This window comes from Actinoplanes sp. NPDC051388 (genome assembly GCF_055586225.1).
In genome coordinates this window covers 289,307-309,572 of record NZ_JBVJIP010000001.1, presented here as the reverse complement: position 1 = coordinate 309,572, position 20,266 = coordinate 289,307, and the positions used below count along the sequence as shown (strand labels likewise).

At 71.0% G+C, this 20,266-nt stretch carries 16 protein-coding genes; 7 read left to right on the top strand and 9 right to left on the bottom strand.

Annotation, left to right across the window (positions count from 1 at the left end; genetic code table 11):
* The first annotated feature begins 20 nt into the window (after nt 1-20).
* The 3 genes from ilvD to ACZ6TI_RS01475 all read left to right on the top strand — a co-directional run bounded on the left by ilvD (nt 21) and on the right by ACZ6TI_RS01475 (nt 3,776).
* Nucleotides 21-1,868 (top strand): dihydroxy-acid dehydratase, encoded by a 1,848-nt coding sequence (ilvD, locus tag ACZ6TI_RS01485; protein ID WP_465343007.1) that lies wholly within the window; start codon nt 21-23, stop codon nt 1,866-1,868.
* Between the two features lie 102 nt (nt 1,869-1,970).
* Complete coding sequence (locus ACZ6TI_RS01480; RefSeq protein ID WP_465343006.1) at nt 1,971-2,459, top strand: P-loop nucleotide/nucleoside kinase family protein; 489 nt, start codon at nt 1,971-1,973, stop codon at nt 2,457-2,459.
* A 297-nt stretch (nt 2,460-2,756) separates the two neighbouring features.
* Complete coding sequence (locus ACZ6TI_RS01475) at nt 2,757-3,776, top strand: LacI family DNA-binding transcriptional regulator (protein ID WP_465343005.1); 1,020 nt, start codon at nt 2,757-2,759, stop codon at nt 3,774-3,776.
* On the opposite strand, the gene ACZ6TI_RS01470 is transcribed toward ACZ6TI_RS01475, so the two are convergent.
* Nucleotides 3,773-6,403 (bottom strand): putative bifunctional diguanylate cyclase/phosphodiesterase, encoded by a 2,631-nt coding sequence (locus ACZ6TI_RS01470; RefSeq protein WP_465343004.1) that lies wholly within the window; start codon nt 6,401-6,403, stop codon nt 3,773-3,775. The genes ACZ6TI_RS01475 and ACZ6TI_RS01470 overlap by 4 nt on opposite strands.
* Nucleotides 6,404-6,597: 194 nt before the next feature.
* Here ACZ6TI_RS01470 and ACZ6TI_RS01465 point away from each other — a divergent pair, with 194 nt between their 5' ends.
* Nucleotides 6,598-6,990, top strand: coding sequence for a PH domain-containing protein (locus ACZ6TI_RS01465; RefSeq protein ID WP_465343003.1), 393 nt, complete (start codon nt 6,598-6,600; stop codon nt 6,988-6,990).
* On the opposite strand, the gene ACZ6TI_RS01460 is transcribed toward ACZ6TI_RS01465, so the two are convergent.
* Nucleotides 6,965-7,879, bottom strand: a complete 915-nt coding sequence (locus tag ACZ6TI_RS01460; protein WP_465343002.1) for a 2-hydroxyacid dehydrogenase — start codon at nt 7,877-7,879, stop codon at nt 6,965-6,967. The genes ACZ6TI_RS01465 and ACZ6TI_RS01460 overlap by 26 nt on opposite strands.
* A gap of 90 nt (nt 7,880-7,969) precedes the next feature.
* Here ACZ6TI_RS01460 and ACZ6TI_RS01455 point away from each other — a divergent pair, with 90 nt between their 5' ends.
* Nucleotides 7,970-9,154, top strand: a complete 1,185-nt coding sequence (locus ACZ6TI_RS01455; RefSeq protein WP_465343001.1) for a PQQ-dependent sugar dehydrogenase — start codon at nt 7,970-7,972, stop codon at nt 9,152-9,154.
* Between the two features lie 47 nt (nt 9,155-9,201).
* A complete protein-coding gene (locus ACZ6TI_RS01450; protein WP_465343000.1) occupies nt 9,202-10,797 on the top strand; it encodes a metallophosphoesterase family protein in 1,596 nt (531 codons plus the stop codon).
* Here the strand turns inward: ACZ6TI_RS01450 and ACZ6TI_RS01445 are convergent.
* The 4 genes from ACZ6TI_RS01445 to gatB all read right to left on the bottom strand — a co-directional run bounded on the left by ACZ6TI_RS01445 (nt 10,794) and on the right by gatB (nt 14,975).
* Nucleotides 10,794-11,360 carry a DUF305 domain-containing protein gene (locus ACZ6TI_RS01445; protein ID WP_465342999.1) on the bottom strand — a complete coding sequence of 189 codons (567 nt, stop codon included), beginning with the start codon at nt 11,358-11,360 and terminating at the stop codon, nt 10,794-10,796. The two genes, ACZ6TI_RS01450 and ACZ6TI_RS01445, sit on opposite strands and share 4 nt — an antisense overlap.
* 51 nt (nt 11,361-11,411) lie before the next feature.
* A complete protein-coding gene (locus ACZ6TI_RS01440; RefSeq protein ID WP_465342998.1) occupies nt 11,412-12,668 on the bottom strand; it encodes a copper amine oxidase in 1,257 nt (418 codons plus the stop codon).
* 13 nt (nt 12,669-12,681) lie between these two features.
* Entirely contained in the window at nt 12,682-13,413 is a 732-nt protein-coding gene (locus tag ACZ6TI_RS01435; RefSeq protein ID WP_465342997.1) for a hypothetical protein, read from the bottom strand.
* A 68-nt stretch (nt 13,414-13,481) separates the two neighbouring features.
* Nucleotides 13,482-14,975, bottom strand: coding sequence for an Asp-tRNA(Asn)/Glu-tRNA(Gln) amidotransferase subunit GatB (gene gatB / locus ACZ6TI_RS01430; protein ID WP_465342996.1), 1,494 nt, complete (start codon nt 14,973-14,975; stop codon nt 13,482-13,484).
* Between the two features lie 71 nt (nt 14,976-15,046).
* Here gatB and ACZ6TI_RS01425 point away from each other — a divergent pair, with 71 nt between their 5' ends.
* Entirely contained in the window at nt 15,047-16,492 is a 1,446-nt protein-coding gene (locus tag ACZ6TI_RS01425) for a M1 family aminopeptidase (RefSeq protein ID WP_465342995.1), read from the top strand.
* Between the two features lie 37 nt (nt 16,493-16,529).
* Here the strand turns inward: ACZ6TI_RS01425 and gatA are convergent, their stop codons facing one another.
* The 3 genes from gatA to ACZ6TI_RS01410 form a co-directional block, all read right to left on the bottom strand.
* The gene (gene gatA / locus ACZ6TI_RS01420; RefSeq protein ID WP_465343518.1) at nt 16,530-17,975 is read right to left on the bottom strand and encodes an Asp-tRNA(Asn)/Glu-tRNA(Gln) amidotransferase subunit GatA; all 1,446 of its coding nucleotides are present in this window, start codon (nt 17,973-17,975) and stop codon (nt 16,530-16,532) included.
* A gap of 20 nt (nt 17,976-17,995) precedes the next feature.
* Complete coding sequence (gene gatC, locus ACZ6TI_RS01415; RefSeq protein ID WP_465342994.1) at nt 17,996-18,295, bottom strand: Asp-tRNA(Asn)/Glu-tRNA(Gln) amidotransferase subunit GatC; 300 nt, start codon at nt 18,293-18,295, stop codon at nt 17,996-17,998.
* 910 nt (nt 18,296-19,205) lie between these two features.
* Nucleotides 19,206-19,850 (bottom strand): class I SAM-dependent methyltransferase, encoded by a 645-nt coding sequence (locus tag ACZ6TI_RS01410; protein ID WP_465342993.1) that lies wholly within the window; start codon nt 19,848-19,850, stop codon nt 19,206-19,208.
* Between the last annotated feature and the right edge of the window lie 416 nt (nt 19,851-20,266).

Genomic DNA, 20,266 nt, shown 5'->3' with positions numbered 1-20,266 from the left:
CACGGTGGCAGACTGTGGGGATGCCTGAACTGCGCTCCCGGACCTCGACCCACGGTCGGACGATGGCCGGCGCGCGTGCCCTGTGGCGCGCCACCGGCATGACGGACGACGACTTCGGCAAGCCGATCGTGGCCATTGCCAACAGCTACACCCAGTTCGTGCCGGGTCACGTGCACCTCAAGGACATGGGTGGCCTGGTCGCCGACTCGGTCTTCGAGGCCGGCGGGATCGGGCGCGAGTTCAACACGATCGCGGTGGACGACGGCATCGCGATGGGCCACGGCGGCATGCTCTATTCGCTGCCCAGCCGCGAGCTGATCGCCGACGCGGTGGAATACATGGTGAACGCGCACTGCGCCGACGCCCTGGTCTGCATCTCGAACTGCGACAAGATCACCCCGGGCATGCTGATCGCCGCGCTGCGGCTGAACATCCCGACGGTGTTCGTCTCCGGCGGCCCGATGGAGGCCGGCAAGACGGTCGCGGTCGACGGCGTGGTGCACGACAAGCTCGACCTGATCGACGCGATGAGCGCCGCCGCCGACGACAACGTCAGCGACGAGCAGCTCGGCGCGATCGAGCGGGCCGCCTGCCCGACCTGCGGCTCCTGCTCCGGCATGTTCACGGCCAACTCGATGAACTGCCTGACCGAGGCGATCGGCCTGGCGCTGCCGGGCAACGGCTCGACGCTGGCCACGCACGCCGCCCGCAAGGCGCTGTTCGAGCGGGCCGGCTCGCTGATCGTGGACATCGCGAAGCTGCACTACGAGAACGACGACGACTCGGTGCTGCCGCGGGCGATCGCCTCCCGCGACGCCTTCGAGAACGCGGTGGCGCTGGACGTGGCGATGGGCGGCTCGACCAACACGGTGCTGCACCTGCTGGCCGCCGCCCGTGAGGCGGAGCTCGACTTCAGCGTGGCCGAGATCGACGCGGTCTCGCGCCGGGTGCCCTGCCTGTCCAAGGTCGCGCCGAACAGCCAGAAGTTCCACATGGAGGACGTGCACCGGGCCGGCGGCATCCCGGCGCTGCTGGGCGAGCTGCACCGCGGCGGCGCGCTGAAGACCGGCGTGCGGTCGGTGCACTCCCCCGACCTGGAGAGCTGGCTGGCCGACTGGGACATCCGCGGCGGGTCGCCGACGCCGGTGGCGCTCGAGTTGTTCCACGCGGCGCCCGGCGGGGTGCGCACCACCCAGCCGTTCTCCACCGACAACCGGTGGGCCAAGCTGGACACCGATGCCGTCGAGGGCTGCATCCGGTCGTTCGATCACGCTTACACGGCGGACGGCGGGCTGGCGATCCTGTTCGGCAACCTGGCTCCGGACGGCTGCGTGGTGAAGACCGCCGGGGTGGCCGAGGAGCTGTGGAAGTTCAGCGGGCCGGCGCGGGTCTTCGAGAGCCAGGACGCGGCGGTGGACGGCATCCTCGGCAAGCAGGTGGTCGAGGGCGACGTCGTGGTGATCCGTTACGAGGGCCCGCGCGGCGGTCCCGGCATGCAGGAGATGCTCTACCCGACGTCCTTCCTCAAGGGTCGCGGCCTGGGCAAGGCGTGCGCGCTGATCACCGACGGCCGCTTCTCCGGCGGCACCTCCGGGCTGTCCATCGGGCACGTCTCGCCCGAGGCGGCGTCCGGTGGGCTGATCGCGCTGGTCGAGACCGGCGACGACATCACCATCGACATTCCCGGCCGCAGCATCACGCTGAACGTCTCCGACGAGGAGCTGGCCCAGCGGCGGCACGTCCAGGAGCAGCGGCCCAAGCCCTACACACCGGTCGATCGGCAGCGCCCGGTCTCGGCGGCGCTGCGCGCCTATGCCTCGATGGCGACCAGCGCGAGCGACGGCGCCTACCGCAAGGTTCCTGAATAGGTACGTGGACACGCTGACCGTCAACGACGTCCGGCCGTGGCCACCGCGGATCTCCGCGAGTAGTCCCGGCCGCCGGCGGCCGCCGGGCCGGAAGGGTGGGTCGTGCCCGTAGTTTTCCTGCTCGTCGGGCTGACCGGCGCGGGCAAGACGACCTACTCGAAGCGTGTGCTCGAGCCGGCCGGCGCCGTCCGGCTGTCGGTCGACGAGATCATCTACGAGCGCCACGGTCAGTACGACGTGGACTACCCGCCGAGCATCTACTTCGAACTCTACGAGCCTGCCCTGCAGGAGGTGCGCGAGCGCATGGTCCGCGAACTCGCGCTGGGCCACGACGTCTCGCTCGACCTGGGCATCTGGGCGCGCGCCGACCGCGACGAATGGAAGCACCTGGTGGAGGCGGCCGGCGGCAGCTGGCGGCTGCTCTATTTCCCGGTCTCGCACGCCGAGCTGCGCGACCGGCTGGCCCAGCGAAACCGGCTAGCCGGCGCCGATGCGCTGCCGGTGCGCGAGTCCGACCTGGACGACTTCTACGCCCGCTTCGAGGAGCCGGAGAACGAGGACGAAGAGGTCATCCAGCCGGGCTCGTACTGAAAAAGATTTGGACCGTCGCCGGCGCCCCCCGCGGGCGCGCCCCCCAGCTCGCCCGACCCCCTCAAGGTCGGGGCGCCCCGGCGACGGACTTCCTCCGGTCGGCTGAAGTCGGCCACTGAACCGGATAAGTAGGAGCGACCGTACGACGAGTGTTGAAAGCTGTCAATCCCCTTGGACGTGCCATTAGAATGTGAAACTGTGTCACTTAACCGGTTGAGTGATCACTGCCTGCCGCGGGGTTCCTACCGGAAGGTAACGTGAGAGCGCTCCATAGACCACAGTCAGGGCGGAGGGTGCATGAAGCGGCCGACCATCGCGGACATCGCGGAGCGGGCCGGAGTGTCCAAAGGTGCCGTTTCCTATGCCCTGAACGGGCAACCCGGCGTCTCCGAGGCCACGCGTCAGCGCATCGTCGCGATCGCCCGGGAGATCGGCTTCAACCCGAACAGGGCCGCCCGGGCCCTCTCCGGCGCCCGTGCCGACGCGGTCGGCCTGACCCTCTGCCGGCCGGCCCGCATCCTCGGCATCGAGCCGTTCTTCATGGGCCTGATCAGCGGCTTCGAGACCGAGCTGGCGACCCGGTCGAACGCGTTCACGCTGCAGCTCACCGACTCACCCGAGCAGGAGGTCGAGGTGCTCCGCCGGTGGTGGGGCGAGCGCCGGGTGGACGGGGTGTTCGTGACCGACCTGCGGGACCACGACCTGCGCATCCCGGTGCTGCAGGAGCTGGGGTTGCCCGCGGTGGTGATCGGCGGCCCGGGTGACACCGGCTCGATCCCGCAGGTCTGGTCGGACGACGCCGGCGCGGTCGGCGAGGCGGTGCGCTATCTGATCGCGCTCGGACACCGGCGGATCGCCCGCGTCGGCGGCCTGCCCGACCTGTTGCACACGCAGGTGCGCACGCGGGCGTTCGACGCGGTGTGCGCGTCGCTGGGCCTGCGCGGCGCGGTGACGCTGCCGGCCGACTACACCGGCGAAGAGGGCGGCCGGGCCACCCGGCAGCTGCTGATGGGCGCCGACCGGCCGACCGCGGTGATCTTCGACAACGACGTGATGGCGGTGGCCGGGCTGGCCGTGGCGCAGGAGATGGGCCTGCGGGTGCCGGCCGACCTGTCCATCGTGGCCTGGGACGACTCGCCGCTGTGCCGGCTCGTGCACCCGCCGCTGACCGCCCTGAGCCGGGACATCTCGGAATACGGCGCGCACGCGGCCCGGCAACTGCTGGCCGCCATCGAGGGCCGGCAGGTCGCCGACGTCGAAGCCGTCCCGGCCCGCCTGACACCGCGCGGAAGCACGGCGCCACCACCGGCGATCTAATTCTGCGCGGCTCGGTGTGAGTCCAGGTAGGCCTCGATGCGCTCGGCCGGGGCCGGGTGGCCCAGGGCGAAACCCTGGCCGTAGAGGCAGCCGGCGTCGCGGGCGCGGCTGATCTCCTCGGCGGTCTCCAGGCCCTTCGCCACGATCTCCAGCCCGAGGCGCCGGCCGAGGCTCACCACCACCTCGATCACCGCCGGGCTGTTCGACTCGGTCGGCGTGTTCACCAGCACCCGGTCGAGTTTCAGCATGTCGACCGGCAACCGGCGGAGATGCGAGAGGGAGGCCTGGCCGGCCCCGAAGTCGTCGAGCGCCGCGCGTACCCCGAGCTTGCGAAGCCCGGCCAGAGACGCCACGATCGCCGGCACGTCCTCGGCGATCCACGTCTCCGCCACCTCGACCACCAGCCGTTCCGGCGCCAGGGTGTGCCGGCGCAGGACGGCCTCGACACGCTCCGGGAAGCGTGCGGTGAGCAGCTCGCGCGGCGCGACGTTGACCGACAGCCAGAAGTCCTCGCCCGCGGTGTTCCAGGTCGCCAGCTGGCGGCAGGCGGTGTCCAGCACCCACTCGTCCAGGTCGGCGGAGATGCCCACGGCCCGGGCGATCGGCAGCAGCTCGGCCGGCAGGATCGTGCCCAGCTTGGGGTGCCGCCAGCGCAGCAGCGCCTCGACGCCGACCGGCTGCTCATCGCGCAGGCTGACCACGGGCTGATAGACGACGTCGAGCTCGCCGTTGTCGGCCGCGGCCAGCAACTGCTGCTCGAGGTCCATCCGCCGGTGCAGCTGGATCTCGACGTCGGTGTCGAACCACTCGACCCGGTCGCGGCCGAGCTGGCGGGCCCGGCTGCGGGCCAGGTCGGCGTGCCGCAGCACCTCGTCCGAGTCGGCGCCGCCGGCCAGCTCGGCCAGGCCGACGCTGGTGTGCAGCTCGACGATCGTGCCGGGCAGCTGATAGGGCTCCATCAGCGCGGTGACCAGGCGGGTGGCCAGCGCGTATGCCAGCACCGCGCCGTCCGCGGTCAGCACCGCGAACTCGTCGCCGCCCAGCCGGGCCGGCACGTCCTCGTCGCCCATCAGGCTGCGGATCCGGCGGCCCACCTCGATCAGCACCGCGTCGCCGAACTCCCGGCCCTTGTCGTCGTTGATCTCGGCCAGGCCGTGCAGGTCGATCACCAGCAGGGTGCCCTGCTGACCCGGCCGGCGGCGGTGTTCCAGCAGGTCACGCATCAGCGCCCGGCGGTTGGCCAGCCCGGTGAGCTGGTCCGTGTACGACATCCGGTGCAAAGTCCGCTCGAGATGCCGCCGCTCGCTGACGTCGCGCACGTGCACGACCAGCGCGGCCACCTCGGGCACCGACCGCTGATCGGACACCGTGGACTCGGTGTCGCGCCACATCTGGTGGCCGTCCCGGATCCGGGCGTTGATCAGCGCGGGCGGGCCGTCCGGATGCTCGCCCTCGAGCACCGCGCGGATCACCGCCTGCGCCTGCGCCACGTCGTCCGGGTGGATCAGCTCGCGGAACGTGTGCCCGACCACCTCCTTGTCCTCCAGCCCGAAGAGGCGGGCGGCGGCGGGCGACTGCCAGGTGATCACCTGCTCGTCGTCCAGCACCAGGGTGAGGTCGGTGGCGCCGGCGACCAGCGAGCGGAAGTGCGCCTCTTTGGTCTTGAGCTGGCTCGCGTACCGGCGGATGTCGCTGACCACGAGCAGTTCGCGCAGGGTCAGGATGGCCACCATGGACAGGCCGAGGGCGATCGCGATCCGGTCGAACTTGCCGACCGTGACGAGGTGCACCGTGGCGGCCACCACGCCGATCGCGGCCGGGATGGCGAGCAGCGGGTAACCGGCCAGATATTGGTCCGGCGTGCGCGTGCGGCGGCGGGGCGAGGACAGGTGGTGCCGGCTGCCGCCGTAGGCCGAGAGCGCGAGCCCGGCCAGCACCAGCAGGCCGGAGAGCGGGATCGCCGGGCCGATCTTGCCGACCGTGGTCAGGTTGACCGCGGTGCACAGGCCGAACAGGACGGCCAGGCTGCCGAGTCCGCACAGGGTGGCCGCCTGCCGCCGCTGCTGCGCCCGCAGCACGGTGACCAGCACGATGGCGACCCCGACGGCGGTGCACAGCATCGCCACCAGGATGGGTGGCTGCGAGCGCTGCATCGGCATCGTCAGCCAGGCCGCGAAGCCCAGGCTGATGCCCAGGCCGAGCCCGTCGAAGGCGCGCCGCAGCCGGACCGGCATCGACCGCCCGGAGCCGGGCATCAGCATCGCGCCCAGCACCCAGAACAGCGCGCACAACCCGACGCCCGCGGTGGCGACCCAGTCGCTGCCGTGGTCGAGGACCAGCGGCGCCGCCGTGCTCAGACCGGCCAGCAGGGAAGCGATCCCGATCGGGCCGGCACCGCGGCAGGCGGTGAACGACCGCGCCGCCCGCTGGATCGCCAGTGCCTCGCGGAACAGCACCACGGCCGCCCAGAGCGCGGTCACGCCGACCGCGATCGCCAACGCCGGAACCGGTTCAAGCCGACCCAGCGCACCGGCGATCAACACGACCGACGCGGCGCCGGGCACGAAGAGGTAGCTGACCCAGGCCGGGCCCGCGTTGCCGGGACGAACGGTGAGCGGCAATGCCACGTCGGTGGTTCTCCTGCGCTTCCGGTCCGAGAGGGATGGCGTTACGAGTAACGCGCCTCCCCCGATCAGGTTACGGGGCGGCGTTCACCCCTCGTACGTTCGGATCGTCGGGTATGGACCGGCGGCGGTCAAACGGGGAGCGGCGAGTCGCCCCGTCCGGGGGCGAAACCTGACCGACCGGGCCAGGTGAGACCATGGCGGGTGTGAGCCGCAAGCCTGTGTTGCGCGTACGGAAATCCGGCGCCTTGCTGGTCGCCGCCTTGATCGCGTTCGTCGGCACCGTGCCGCTCGCGGGCGCGCGCTGGCAGCTGTCGATCCTGCTGCTGATCCCGCTGGCCATCGTGATCTGGGCCTGGCGGGCCGGCACCGACGTCTTCACCGACCGGCTCCGGGTGCGCGCGCTGCTCGGCTCCACCACCGTGCCGTGGGACCGCATCACCGAACTGGCGCCGGACCAGCGCGGCCGGGTCTCCGCGCTGCTCACCGACGGTGGCGTCATCGAGCTCACCGGGGTGACCACGGCCAACCTGAAGACCGTGCTGGCCGCGGCGGATCAGCCGGTCAGTAGCCCCCCACCACCTGATTGATCAGCTCCTCGCCCGCCGCATAGCGGCGCAACTGGTCGCCGGCCAGCTGATAGGCCCGCGGCAGCAGGCCGACCACGCCGCCGCCGATGTGCGGGGTGATGAAGACGTTCGGCAGCCGCCACAGCGGGTGCTCGGCGGGAAGCGGTTCCGGGTCGGTGACGTCCAGCGCGGCCGCCAGCCGGCCGGACGCGGTCTCGGTGAGCAGCGCGGCGGTGTCCACCACCTGGCCCCGGGCGGCGTTCACCAGCAGCGCGCCGTCCGGCATCGCGGCCAGGAAGGCGGCGTCCACCAGGCCGCGGGTCTGCTCGGTGAGCGGCACCACCAGCACCACCACGTCGGCGTCCGGGAGCAGGCGGGGCAGGTCGTCGACGGCGTGCACGTCCTGGCCGGGGCGGGCGGTGCGGGCGACGCGGGTGACCGACACGCCGAACGGCGCCAGGTGCCGCTCGATGGCCTGCCCGATCGAACCGGCGCCGACGATCAGCACGCGCGCCCCGGTGAGCTCTCTGGTCGGGGTGAACGTGGTCTGCTCCCAGGTGCCGCTCTGCTGAGCGCGCGCATATGCCGGGAACTGCCGCAACACGCCCACTGCCGCGCCCACCACCCACTCGGCGACCGGCGAGTCGTGCACGCCACGGGCGTCGCAGAGCAGCACGTCGGACGGCACCCGGCCGACCCAGTTGTCCACTCCGGCGGACAGCAACTGCACCACGCGCAGCCCGCTGAGCTGCGACAACAGGTCGACGGCGGGGAACGGCGGCACCCAGAACTCCACGCTCGCCGGGTCGGAGGGCAGCTCCGCGGCGTCCGCACAGACCTCGAGGTCGACCCCGTCCGGGATCTTGCCGAGCAGCTCGCGCCCCGCTTCGTGGGCGATCCAGACCTTCACCATCCCACCGTACGGTCGGCTCGGCCGCGACGCGATCGCCGGTGATCGAGGTGTGCCGGACGTCCCAGACTTCATGGCTACCCTGGTCTGGTGAATTCGCTTCCGTCCCGACGGGTCCGCGGTGTCGCGGCGGTGCTCGCCGCCACGCTGGCCGTGAGCACCGCGTGCGCGTTCGGCCCGCCGGACCCGGACGTGGCCGGCGAGCCGCCCAACCTGCCGACGCCGTCGTCGCCGGCCGGGGCGAGCGGCGCGCCCGGTGGCGCCGAGGAGCAGGAGGTCGCGATCACCGTGCTCGCCAAGGGCCTGGACGTGCCGTGGGGCATGGCCTTTCTGCCCAAGGGCGGCGCGCTGGTCACCGAGCGCGACACCGGCCGGATCCTGCAGCTCGGGCCGCAGACGGACGCGAACGGCCTGAAGACCACCGAGGTCCGGCGGCTGGGCGAGGCGATCAGCGGGGGCGACGGCGGCCTGCTCGGCATCGCCGTCTCACCGGACTACACCACCGACGAGACGGTGTACGTCTTCTACAGCACCGCCAAGGACAACCGGATCGCCAAGCTCGAGCTGGCCTCCGCGGACCCGCCGGCGCCGATCGTCACCGGCATCCCCAAGTCGGACGAGGGCAACGGCGGCCAGCTCGCCTTCGGACCGGACGGCTTCCTCTACGCGACCACCGGCGACGGCACCGAGCAGAACAACCTGGCGCAGAACCCGAAGAGCCTCGGCGGCAAGATCCTGCGGATGACCACGGCCGGCAAGCCCGCCCCCGGCAACCCGACCGCCAACTCGCTGGTCTGGTCCTCGGGTCACCGCAACGTGCAGGGCATCGCGTGGGACGCCGGCAAGCGGATGTACGCCAGCGAGGCCGGCCAGAACATCAAGGGCGAGCTCAACGTGATCGTCAAGGGCAAGAACTACGGCTGGCCCGCGGCGGACGGCGACTCGGCCGACACGAAGTTCACGAACCCGCTGATCAGCTGGCCGATCGCGGACTCGTCCTGCGCCGGGGTGGCCGTGCTGGAACGGATGATCGCCAGCGCCTGCCTGCTCGGGCAGCGGATCTGGTTGGTCAGCACGACCGGCAACGGCACGCTGATCGGGCAGCCACAGGCGGTGCTCACCGGTGAATACGGCCGGCTGCGCGCACTGGCGGCCGCGCCGGACGGCTCGCTCTGGCTCAGCACGTCCAACCAGGAGCGCGGGGGCGAGCCGAAACCCGACGACGACCGCATCATCCGGCTGGTCTTCTCCGATGGCGGAGCCGGGCGCAGTTGATGCGTGGATTGTTTTGATAGTGGATCAAAGGGGCAGGTGAGCGCTCGATGCGCTCTTTCTTACGTCGAATTCCCGGTTACGTCCGTTCCGCACTGACCGGTCGCTGGGCCGCACGGGTCCGGCTGGCCGCGATGATCACCCTGGTCGGCGTGGCCGGCACCGTCGTCGGCACGTTGCTGTTCGCGCACACCGAGACGGCGGTGGGCCCGTTCCGCGCCGAGATGTCGGTCAGCCCGTCCTTCCACGGCGGCACCGAGGTGGACATCCCGCCGCTCGGCTCGCTGCACCTGGACAGCCACCGGGGCCCGATCCACCTCAAGGTCAATCTGGGCTCGCTCGACCAGGACCGCACCGAGGCGCTGATCGACGACCCGACCGCGATCAGCGCGGCCGGGCAGAGCGCGGTCGACGACGTGACCAACGGCGTGGTCCGGCTGGCGCTGCGCGCGCTCGGCGCGGCGGTGGTCACCAGCCTGCTGCTGGCCGCCCTGGTCTTCCGCAGCAGCCGCCGGATGGCCTGGTCCGGGCTGCTCTCGCTGGCGCTCACGGCGGGCAGCATGGGCCTGGCGGCGGCGACCGCGCGGCCCGATTCGATCAGCGAGCCGCGCTACGAGGGGCTGCTGGTGAACGCCCCCGCAGTGGTCGGTGACGCGCGCCGGATCGCGGACAACTACGGCCGGTACGCGGACCAGCTGTCCCAACTGGTCAGCAACGTGAGCCGGATCTACACCACGGTGTCCAGCCTGCCGGTCTACGAGCCGGCCGCGAACACCACCCGCATCCTGCACGTGTCCGACCTGCACCTGAACCCGTCGTCGTGGGACCTGATCCGCACGGTGGTGCAGCAGTTCGAGATCGACGCGGTGGTGGACACCGGCGACATCGTGGACTGGGGCAGCAGCGCGGAGGACACATATGTGTCGGAGATCGCCGGGATCGACGCGCCGTACATCTATGTGCGCGGCAACCACGACTCGCCGGCCACCGAGGCGGCGGTGAAGCGCCAGCCGAACGCGCGGGTGCTGGACAACACGGTGACCGAGATCGAGGGGTTGACCATCGCCGGGATCGGCGACCCGGAGTTCACCCCCGACAAGAGCACCGACGAGCCGGCGCCGATGGTCGGCAACGCGGACTCGGAGCCGTCGTCGCCGCTGCTGCGGGCCGGCGAGCAGCTGGCCACCACGATCCGCACGCAGAAGACCAAGGTGGACGTGGCGCTGGTGCACGACCCGGCGATGGCGCCGCCGCTGTCCGGCTCGGTGCCGCTGGTGCTGAGCGGCCACCTGCACCGGCGTCAGGTGAGCATCATGCCGGCGCCGGTGGTGGACCCCTCGCCGGCGCCCGCTCCCGCGGCCGACGGGGCCAGGATCGCCACCCGGCTGATGGTGGAGGGGTCGACCGGGGCGGCGGGGTTGCGTGGCCTGGAGAAGGAGGAGCCGACGCCGATCTCGATGTCGGTGTTGTACTTCGACGAGCGGCACGAGCTGAAGGCGTACGACGACATCCAGCTGGGCGGCACCGGCCGCTCGCAGGTCACGCTGGAGCGCAAGGTGATCGGCCAGGAGCCCGCCCCGACCACCGACCCGAACGTGAACAGCGGCGTCACCCCGAATCAGCCGCTCCCGAGCTCAGGACCCTAGCGGGCTTCCGCGAGCAGTTTGACCATCGCGGTGTTCTCGTCGGTCTGCTCGTTGATGACGTGCTTCGCCAGGCTGTGCGTGTAGACGTTCTGGCCGCCGGCATCCAGCAGCGAGCGGGCCATCGTGATCGCACCCTTGTGGTGCTCGATCATCAGCGTCAGGAACAGCGTCCCGGCCGGTGCCTTGTCCAGCTCAGCCAGCTGCGCCTCGGTCAGCATGCCGTGCCCGTCGCCGTGCTCGTGCGTGCCCTCGACGCCCCACGCGGACAGCCACGCGTTCGTCTCGTCGATCTCGCGCTGCTGGTCGTGGGCCACGAACTCGGCGATCGCCAGGACCCGCTCCGGCACGCCGCCGGGCTCGGCGATCAGCGCCTTGCTCATCCGCACGGCCTGTTCGTGGTGGGCCACCATCATCTGCGCGAACGCGACGTCGGTCGCGTTGGGCGCGACGACGACCGGCTCGGCCGATGCCGCGGCCGCGGGTTTCGGGTCCGGGCGGTGCAGCAGACCGACCCCGCCCAGGGATGCCGCCAGCACGAGGCCGGCGAGCAGGTAGCGACGCATGTTCTCCCCCAGCGGCCCGGCCCCGGTGACGGGGCCGGGCCGAAAGAAACCTCAGTTGCCCTGACCGTTGACGCCGGACAGCTCCGGCGGGGTCAGCGGGTTCTGCGCCGTGAAGTCCCGCGGCGCCAGGTCGAAGCCCTGCCAGTGCAGCGGCATCGGGCTCTGGTCCTCGTCCCGCGGCACGTGGTGGAAGCCGACCCGGACCCACATGATCGGGTCGTTCATCGTCTCGTTGTTGCCGGCGAAGTCCAGGATGGTGTGCCGGCGCGGGCACTCCGGGTCGGCGTTGCCGGTGGCGAACATCTCGCACCCATGGTTCTGCGTGAACGTCACGTCCGGCGTGGTCTCCGGGTGCGCCTCGTACTTGTCGTCCGCGCCGGTCACCAGCTCGTACGAACGCACGTGCTTGTCGTCGTTCTTGCTGTTCTTGCTGGCCACCCGCCACCAGCGCTGGTTCACCTTGGAGAAGCTGCCCTCGGTGGCGATCGTCTCGCGGGTGGTGGTCAGCCGCGCGGCCACCGAGCCCTGGCCGTCGGTCTTGGTGTCGAACTGCTCGACCGTCTCGCGGCCCTTGCCGTCGATGTTGAAGTCGACCCGCCAGAATGCGCTGTGGTAGTGCATCGCCGCGAAGTCGCGCTGCGCCTTGCCGATCGGCCAGCCGCGGTCGGCGTCCACATAGTCGCCCGGCGACAGGTCACCGGTGGCGCCCAGGCGGGCCGAGATGGTGCCGTCGTCGGCCAGGCGGAACTCGGTCACGTACTCGTACCAGCCGACCTTGCTGATCGAGCGCAGCACCAGATCGTGGCCCTGCTTGGAGTAGACCGTCTCGCCCTCTTCGGTGTAGCCGTGCAGCCGGTACGCCGCGCCGGACCGCTCGGCGCTGACACACAGCACCTTGCGCACCCGCGGCTCGGCGCCGCCGTCCGACCCGGTGCGAGCCGAACCGCCCTTGCAGTCCTCGCCCTTCAGCGTCTCCAGGTCCCAGCCGCCGAAGCCGTAGTCGGTGAGGTCGTTGTACTCGGTGTCACCCGAGTCGTAGGGCACGTTGAGCTGGGCCAGCCGGATCGACTGCAGGATCTGGGTCTGCGCCGGGTATTTCGCGTAGCCCACGGACACGTTCTCCAGCACCAGGCCGGCCCGCTCGTCCATGTGCCAGCACAGGTCCCAGACGGTGCCGTTGGGCAACGTCTCGTGCACCGTGGACTCCGGGGCACAGGGCGCGGGCTCGGCCGGCGCGGCCTGCGCGGGTGACGTCGGCACGAAGGCCACCAACGCAAGCGTCAGCAGCCCGATGGTGAGTCTTTTCAAGACAGGTCCCCGTTCAGCGGAGTCGGGCGACGCTGCGCCCGGAGAGGTCGACGATGATCTGGTTGACGTCGATGAAGAGCCCGTCCGGGGTCTCCACGACCAGCTGCAGGCAGCGGTGCTTGCCGCAGTCGCGGGCGCCGGAGTCGGCGGCCCGCGCCTTGTAGACGTGGGCGTTGAGCACCAGCCCGTCCTTGCCCGCGAACTCCTTACCGGTCGCCTTCTTGTAGGCGTCCTCGAGCTCGGACGCCAGCGGATCGGCGAGCAGCATGTCGAACGCCGTCGCCACCTCCTGCTTGGAGGCCGGCATCTGCAGCTCCGCCGCGGAATACGAACCGGTGAGCTTGCCGGCGCCCAGGTCGACGACCTGCTTCACCAACTTGTCGGTCTTGTAGTCGTAGAAGTACACGTCGGCGCGCCGCGTGCCGCCCTCGGTGGCGATCTGCGCGGTCAGGTATTCCGGCCCCGCCTTGCCGGTCACGTCCTGCGCCTGCGCCTTGAGCTCGGCGGTCAGCGCGATCTCCCGCGCCTTGCCGACCTCGTCGGCGGTCAGCGCGTCACCGCCCACACCGGACGCCCGCTCGGGACCCGGCTGCGGATCGGAAACCGTTGCCTGGTCGGCCGCAACGCCGGTCGTCGCACCGGGATCGGGTGCGGCGTTCGCCTGCCACGACGCCACCCCGAAGGCACTGACCGCGGTGACCGAGGCGATCCCCAGCCCCCAGCCCCATCTTTTGAACCGGCTCACGCCGTTCCTCCCCGTCGATGTCTATCGACAGGGGAGAATGCCCTAGATCATGTGTGGCGCGCGTGAAGTCAGGAAAGTTTAGAGAGGATCAGCTCGCGCACCGTCTTGGCGTCCGCCTGACCGCGCGTGGTCTTCATGACCGCACCCACCAGGGCGCCCGCCGCCGCGACCTTGCCCTCACGGATCTTCGCCGCGATGTCGGGGTTGGCGGCGATCGCCTCGTCGACCGCGGCCTCCAGCGCGCCGGTGTCGGAGACCACGCCGAGGTTGCGCGCGGCCATCACCGCCGCCGGGTCGCCCTCGCCGGCCACGACGCCCTCGAGCACCGCCCGGGCCAGCTTGTCGTTGAGCCTGCCGGAGTCCACAAGCGACTGCAGCTCGGCCACCTGGGCCGGGGTGGCGCCGATCGCGGACAGCTCGACACCGGTCTCGTTGGCCCGGCGGGCGAGCTCGCCCATCCACCACTTGCGGGCGCCGGCCGGCGAGGCGCCGGCCGCGATGGTCTCCTCGATCAGCTCGACCGCGCCGGCGTTGGCCACCGACTGCATGTCGACCTCGCTGATCCCCCACGCCTCGCGCAGCCGGGCGCGCTTGACGCTGGGCCGCTCCGGCAGGGTCGCGCGCAGCTCCTCGACCCAGGCCGGGTCGGGCGCGATCGGCACCAGGTCGGGCTCGGGGAAGTAGCGGTAGTCGGTCGCGGTCTCCTTGGACCGGCCGTCGCGGGTGTCGCCGGTGTCCTCCTGGAAGTGCCGGGTCTCCTGGATGATCCGCTGACCCGCGTCGAGCAGCCCGGCCTGCCGGATGATCTCGGAACGGACCGCGCGCTCGACCGAGCGCAGCGAGTTCACGTTCTTCGTCTCGGTGCGGGTGCCCCACTCCGCGCCGGGCAGGTTGAGCGACGTGTTCACGTCGCAGCGCAGCGAGCCCTGCTCCATCCGCACGTCCGAGACGCCCAGCGAGCGGATGATGTCGCGCAGCTCGGTCACATAGGCCCGGGCCACCTCGGGCGCCCGCGCGCCGATCCCCGGCACCGGCTTGGTCACGATCTCCACCAGCGGGATGCCGGCCCGGTTGTAGTCGACCAGCGACTCGGTGGCGCCGTGGATGCGCCCGGTGGCGCCGCCGACGTGCAGCGTCTTGCCGGTGTCCTCCTCGAGGTGCACCCGCTCGATGCCGATCCGCACGGTCTCGCCGTCGATCTCGACGTCCACATAACCCTCGGTGCAGAGCGGCTCGTCGTATTGCGAGGTCTGAAAGTTCTTCGGCATGTCCGGATAGAAGTAGTTCTTCCGGGCCATCCGGCACCAGGCCGCGATGTCACAGTTCAGCGCCAGGCCGATCCGGATGGTGGCCTCGATGCCGAGCCGGTTGGCCACCGGCAGCGCGCCGGGCAGGGCCAGACAGACCGGGCACACCTGGGTGTTCGGCTCCGCGCCGAAGACGGTCGAGCAGCCACAGAACATCTTGGTGTTCGTGCCCAGCTCGACATGCGTCTCGAGGCCGATCACCGGCTCGTAGCGGCTGATCGCGTCGTCGTAGGAAGGCAGCGTGGCGATGCTCATGGACACAAATCCTAGTCGGCCCGTTTTCAGGTGCCCCCACAGGTCAACCCCCTTTGGGTACGTTCTCCGCCATGCGCCGCACCGCCCCCTCGATCGTCCTGGTCACCGCCGTGCTCCTGACCGGCTGCACGGCCGAGGACACCCCGCCGACCCCATCGGCCTCCGCCGCACCTCCAGCCGTCGATTACGCCACCTGGCGGGCCGGCAAGTCCGAGCCGGTGGCCGACAAGCTCTACCCCGAGCGCGGCAACCCGGGCCTGGACGTGCTGCACTACGGCCTCGAGCTGGCCTGGGAGCCCGAGGACAAGCAGCTGAAGGGCACCGCCACGCTGCGCATCCGGCCGACGAGGAACGCGCCCGAGATCTCCCTCGACTTCACCGGCATGACCGTCGACAGGGTGACCGTCGACGACGTCGCCGCCCGGGGCACGGTGGCCGAGGAGAAGCTCACCGTCCCGGTCCCGGTCACCGCGGACAAGCCGGTGACGTTGGTGGTCGACTACCACGGCACGCCCAAGCCGGTGCCGATGCCGTCCCGCCGCGGCGACGCCGACGAGGGCATCGGGATGCGGGTGACCAAGGACGGCTCGCTGTGGACCATGCAGGAGCCGTGGGGCGCGCTGACCTGGTACCCGGCCAACGAGCACCCGTCCGACGAGGCGCTCTACGACATCGCCGCGACCGTGCCGGAGGGCTGGTCCGCGGTCGCGGGCGGCGTGCCGAAGGAGGTCGAGGGCAGCACGTTCCACTACCAGAGCCAGGACCCGGTGGCGGCGTACCTGGTCACGCTCGCGGTGTCGAAGTACAAGAAGACCACCGCCGAGGGGCCGCACGGGTTGCCGCTCTATTACTGGACCCGCCCGAGCATCGACGACAACGTGCTCGGGGTGCTGAAGAAGTCGCCCGCGGCGATCTCGTTCCTGGAGAAGCGGTTCGGGCCGATCCCGTTCCCGAGCGCCGGCGCCGTGGTGGTCGACAGCGTGTCCGCGATGGAGACACAGCAGATGCTCACCATGGGCGGCGCTGACGGCACGAAGTGGACCAGGCAGGTGGCGCTGGAGTTCGAAAGCACGCTGGTCCACGAATTCGCACACCAGTGGTTCGGCGACTCGGTCACCCCGAAGACCTGGACCGACCTGTGGCTCAACGAGGGCTTCGCGATGTATGCCCAGGTGCTCTGGGACCAGGAGAAGTTGAAGCTGACCGACGCGCAGCTGGAGAGGTACCTCCGGGACAGCGACGCCAAGCTGCGCAAGCGCAGTGGCCCGCCCGGCAAGCCCGACCCGGCCTACTTCGCGGAGAGCAACGTCTATCTGTGCCCGGCCGCGATGCTCAAGGAGCTGAACGACGCGCTGGGCGACAAGAAGTTCTTCGCGCTGACCACGGCCTGGGTCCAGGAGCAGCGCAACACCCACCAGGATCGAGCGTCGTTCATCGCCTTCGTCAACGCCAGGACCGGCAAGGACTTCAGCAAACTGATCAACACCTGGCTCGACTCGAAGACGACCCCGCGTTAGGGCCGGGCGCCGGCCCGCTCCGGGAGCGGGCCGACGCTCAGAGCGACGGCGGGGTCAGCGTGCCGACCGCGGATTCCAGTGCGGCCGCCACCCGGTACATCCGGTCGTCGGCCATCGTCGGCGCCATCACCTGGAAGCCGACCGGCAGGCCCTCGGACAGGCCGCACGGCACCGAGATGGCCGGGCCGCCATAGAGGTTGGTCGGAATGGTGAAGAGGTCGGCGAGGTACATCTGGTAGGGGTCCGAGGTGCGCGACCCGAACGGGAACGCCACGAACGGCGTGGTCGGCGACACCAGCACGTCGACCTGCTCGAACGCCGCGTCGAAGTCCCGCGTGATCAGCGTGCGCACCTTCTGCGCCTGCCCGTAGTAGGCGTCGTAGTAACCGCTGGACAGCGCATACGTTCCCAGGATGATCCGGCGCTTGACCTCGGGGCCGAAGCCGGCCTCGCGGGTCAGCGACATGACCTCCTCGAGCGAGCGGTTGCCGTCGTCGCCGACGCGCAGGCCGTAACGCACGCCGTCGAACCGGGCCAGGTTGGACGAGCACTCGCTGGGGGCGATCAGGTAGTAGGCCGGGAGTGCGTATTGGAAGTGCGGGCAGGACACCTCGACGACCTCGGCGCCCAGCTTGACCAGGGCGTCCAGCGACTCGCGGAAGGCGGCGAGCACGCCCGGCTCGGAGCCGTCCCCGGCGAACTCCTTGACCAGGCCCAGCTTGACGCCGGTCAGGTCGCCCTCGGCGCCCCGCTTGGCGGCCGCGACGACGTCCGGCACCGGCTGCGGGATCGAGGTGGAGTCGCGCGGGTCGTGGCCGGCGATGACCGAGTGCAGCAGGGCCGCGTCGGCCACGTTGCGCGCGCAGGGGCCGGGCGTGTCCAGCGAGGACGAGAAGGCGATCAGGCCGTACCGGGAAGTGCCGCCGTAGGTCGGTTTGGCGCCGACCGTGCCGGTGACCGCGCCCGGCTGCCGGATCGAGCCGCCGGTGTCGGTGCCGATCGCGAGCGGCGCCTCATAGGCCGCCAGCGACGCCGCGCTGCCACCGCCCGAGCCGCCCGGGATGCGACCGAGGTCCCACGGGTTGTTCGTCGGGCCGTAGGCGGAGTATTCGGTCGACGAGCCCATCGCGAACTCGTCCATGTTCGTCTTGCCGAGCATCACGGTGCCGGCCGCACGCAGCCGCTCGACGATGGTCGCGTCGTAGGGCGGACGCCACCCCTCGAGAATCTTGGAGGCGGCGGTGGTCGGCACGCCCTTGGTGGCGATCACGTCCTTGACCGCGATCGGCACGCCCGCGAGCGGGGAGGATTTGTCTCCCGCGTCGACCGCGGCGGCGGCGGCGAGCGCGCCCTCGCGATCCACGTGCAGGAACGCGTGCACCTGCGGGTCGACGGCCTCGATCCGGTCGAGGTGCGCGGTGGCCACCTCGACGGCGGACACCTCCCCGGCCTTGATCAGCCCGGCGATCTCGGTCGCGGTCATCCGCGTCACGTCACTCACGCTCAGGCCTCCTCGTCCAGAATCCGGGGCACCCGGAACCGGCCCTCGGCCTGGTCCGGCGCACCCGACAACGCGTCGGCCTGCGGAAGGCTGGGCTGCACCACGTCGTCGCGGTAGACGTTCGTCAGCGGAACGGAGTGCGACGTCGGCGGAATGTCATCGGCAGCGACCTCACCCACCCGAGCGACGGACTGCAGGATGACGTCGAGCTGCCCGGCGAACCGGTCAAGCTCCTCGTCGGTCACCGCAAGCCGCGACAGGCGCGCAAGATGCGCAACCTCCTCCCGCGAGATGGCAGCCATACCTCAGCACTTCCCTCCATGGGACCCGAAAGACTGCCCGAGTCTATTTCGCCGCGCCGCCGGCGCCTGCGCCGGGCTCTTTCAAGATCAAACCCTTTCCGGATACGAGCCATCAAAAGTCCCGTGGTCCCAGCGGACCACCGTCGTGGTCCAGGCCGCACGCCGCCCCCGGCCCCCCGCTCCCAGACCTTCTCGCCGGCGTCCGTTCGACCGACCGGCCGGCCGCGCCCGAAGAACACAGATGCGCCTTCGCGCCGCCCGCCGCCCAGCGGCGAGTCCCCCGCGCCACCGCGGGCACCGTCTCCGACGCATCCCGCCGACGCGAGACCCTCGCCGAGCGCGCCGGCAGCCGCAGACGCGAAACCCCACGCCCAGCACGCCGCCAGTCACAGACGCCAAACCCCACGCCCAGCACGCCGCCAGTCACAGACGCCACGCAGAGTACGCCGCCAGTCGCAGACACGAAACCGCACGCAGAGCACGCCGCCAGCGGCAGACACGAAACCCCTCGCACAGCGCGCCGCCAGTCGCAGACGCTCGCACAGCGCGGTGGCAGTCGCGGACGCCACATAGAGCGCGCCGCCAGTCGCAGACGCGAAACCCCACGCCGAGCACGTTGCCAGTCGCAGACGCGGAACCCTCGCAGCGCATGCCACAAGCCGCGAACGCAAGACCCTCGCCGAGCGCGCCGGCAGTTACGGATCGGACGGCGAGGTCCGCGCAGATCGAAGGTGACCCACCACGCAAATAGAAAGCCGGATGCCGCGGAGATCGAGCCCCGCCACTAGATCCTTCGCCGCGGCAACAGGTGAGCGCCGCGCTGGTCGACATCCCCCGTGGCGCTGGTCGGCGGAGTGCAAAGCCTGCAGAGCATGCCGTCGGACCGAGCCGGCCGCCTGAGCGACCGGTGCTAAGCCTTACGGAGCAAGAGGTAGCCCTGCGGGCAGGTCTCCGGCTCCTCGGGTGGGCGGCTGCCCTGGAACACCAGGTCGAGGCCGGCACCGGCGGCCAGGTCCAGCATTTCCCGGGCGGGCAACCAGTAGGCGTCGAACTCCACGCCGAGATTCGCGGACCGCCCGGCGCGCCGGTGCTGACCGTCGCCGTCCTTGAAGGCGGTCACCAGGTGGCCGCCCGGCCGGAGCACGCGCGCGAGCTCGGCGAAGGCGACGGTGCGGGCCGGCGGGGGCAGAAAGATCAGCGAGTACCAGCACACCACGCCGGCCAGCGAAGAGTCCGGGAACGGCAGGGCACGCAGGTCGGCCACCTCGAACGGGAACGCCGGGTGGTCACGGCGGGCGACCTCGACCATGCCGGGAGCAAGGTCGACGCCGCGCGGCGAAAGACCGCGCGAGGCCAGATAGGGCATGAGCCGGCCGGTGCCACACCCGACGTCCGCCACCTCGGCGCCCAGGCCCGCGCCCCGCGTCAGCTCACTGAACAGGTCAAGCACCGCCCGCTCGATCGGCATCGATTCCAGAACCCCACCCAGACGTTCCGCATACCAACCGGCCAGCACATCATGCGCGTGGCGCAGTTCCTCGGTTTGAGCATCCACGGCTCGCGACCATATCGCTCAAGCCCCGACCAACCCTCAGCGCCAACCTCTCCCCGCGACAAGCCGGGGGCCGGCGTGCAACCCCGACTTCTCCCCGACGAGCCGGGGGCCGCACGCAGCCCTTGACCTCTCCCGGCGGCAAGCCGCGGCCACACGCAGCCCTTGACCTATCCCCGCGGCAAGCCAGGAGCCGCACACAGCCCTTGACCTCTCTCCGCGGCAAGCCAGGAGCCGCACACAGCCCCCGACCTCCCCCGCGACAAGCCGGAAACGACCAACAGCCCCGGCCTCTCCCGCGACAAGCCGGCGGCGGCGCGCAGCCCCGACCTCCCGCGACGAGCGAGGAGCGGCACGCAGCCCCGCCTTCATCCCGCTGCGAGCCGGAGGAAGCGCATAGCCACGACCACTCCCCGCAC

Excerpts from the sequence above, each read along its gene's own strand:
- ilvD (WP_465343007.1), top strand. The coding sequence starts at position 21 with ATGCCTGAACTGCGCTCCCGGACCTCGACCCACGGTCGGACGATGGCC.
- ACZ6TI_RS01475 (WP_465343005.1), top strand. The coding sequence starts at position 2,757 with ATGAAGCGGCCGACCATCGCGGACATCGCGGAGCGGGCCGGAGTGTCC.
- ACZ6TI_RS01465 (WP_465343003.1), top strand. The coding sequence starts at position 6,598 with ATGGCGGGTGTGAGCCGCAAGCCTGTGTTGCGCGTACGGAAATCCGGC.
- ACZ6TI_RS01450 (WP_465343000.1), top strand. The coding sequence starts at position 9,202 with ATGCGCTCTTTCTTACGTCGAATTCCCGGTTACGTCCGTTCCGCACTG.
- ACZ6TI_RS01445 (WP_465342999.1), bottom strand. The coding sequence starts at position 11,360 with ATGCGTCGCTACCTGCTCGCCGGCCTCGTGCTGGCGGCATCCCTGGGC.
- gatB (WP_465342996.1), bottom strand. The coding sequence starts at position 14,975 with ATGAGCATCGCCACGCTGCCTTCCTACGACGACGCGATCAGCCGCTAC.
- ACZ6TI_RS01425 (WP_465342995.1), top strand. The coding sequence starts at position 15,047 with ATGCGCCGCACCGCCCCCTCGATCGTCCTGGTCACCGCCGTGCTCCTG.
- gatA (WP_465343518.1), bottom strand. The coding sequence starts at position 17,975 with ATGACCGCGACCGAGATCGCCGGGCTGATCAAGGCCGGGGAGGTGTCC.
- gatC (WP_465342994.1), bottom strand. The coding sequence starts at position 18,295 with ATGGCTGCCATCTCGCGGGAGGAGGTTGCGCATCTTGCGCGCCTGTCG.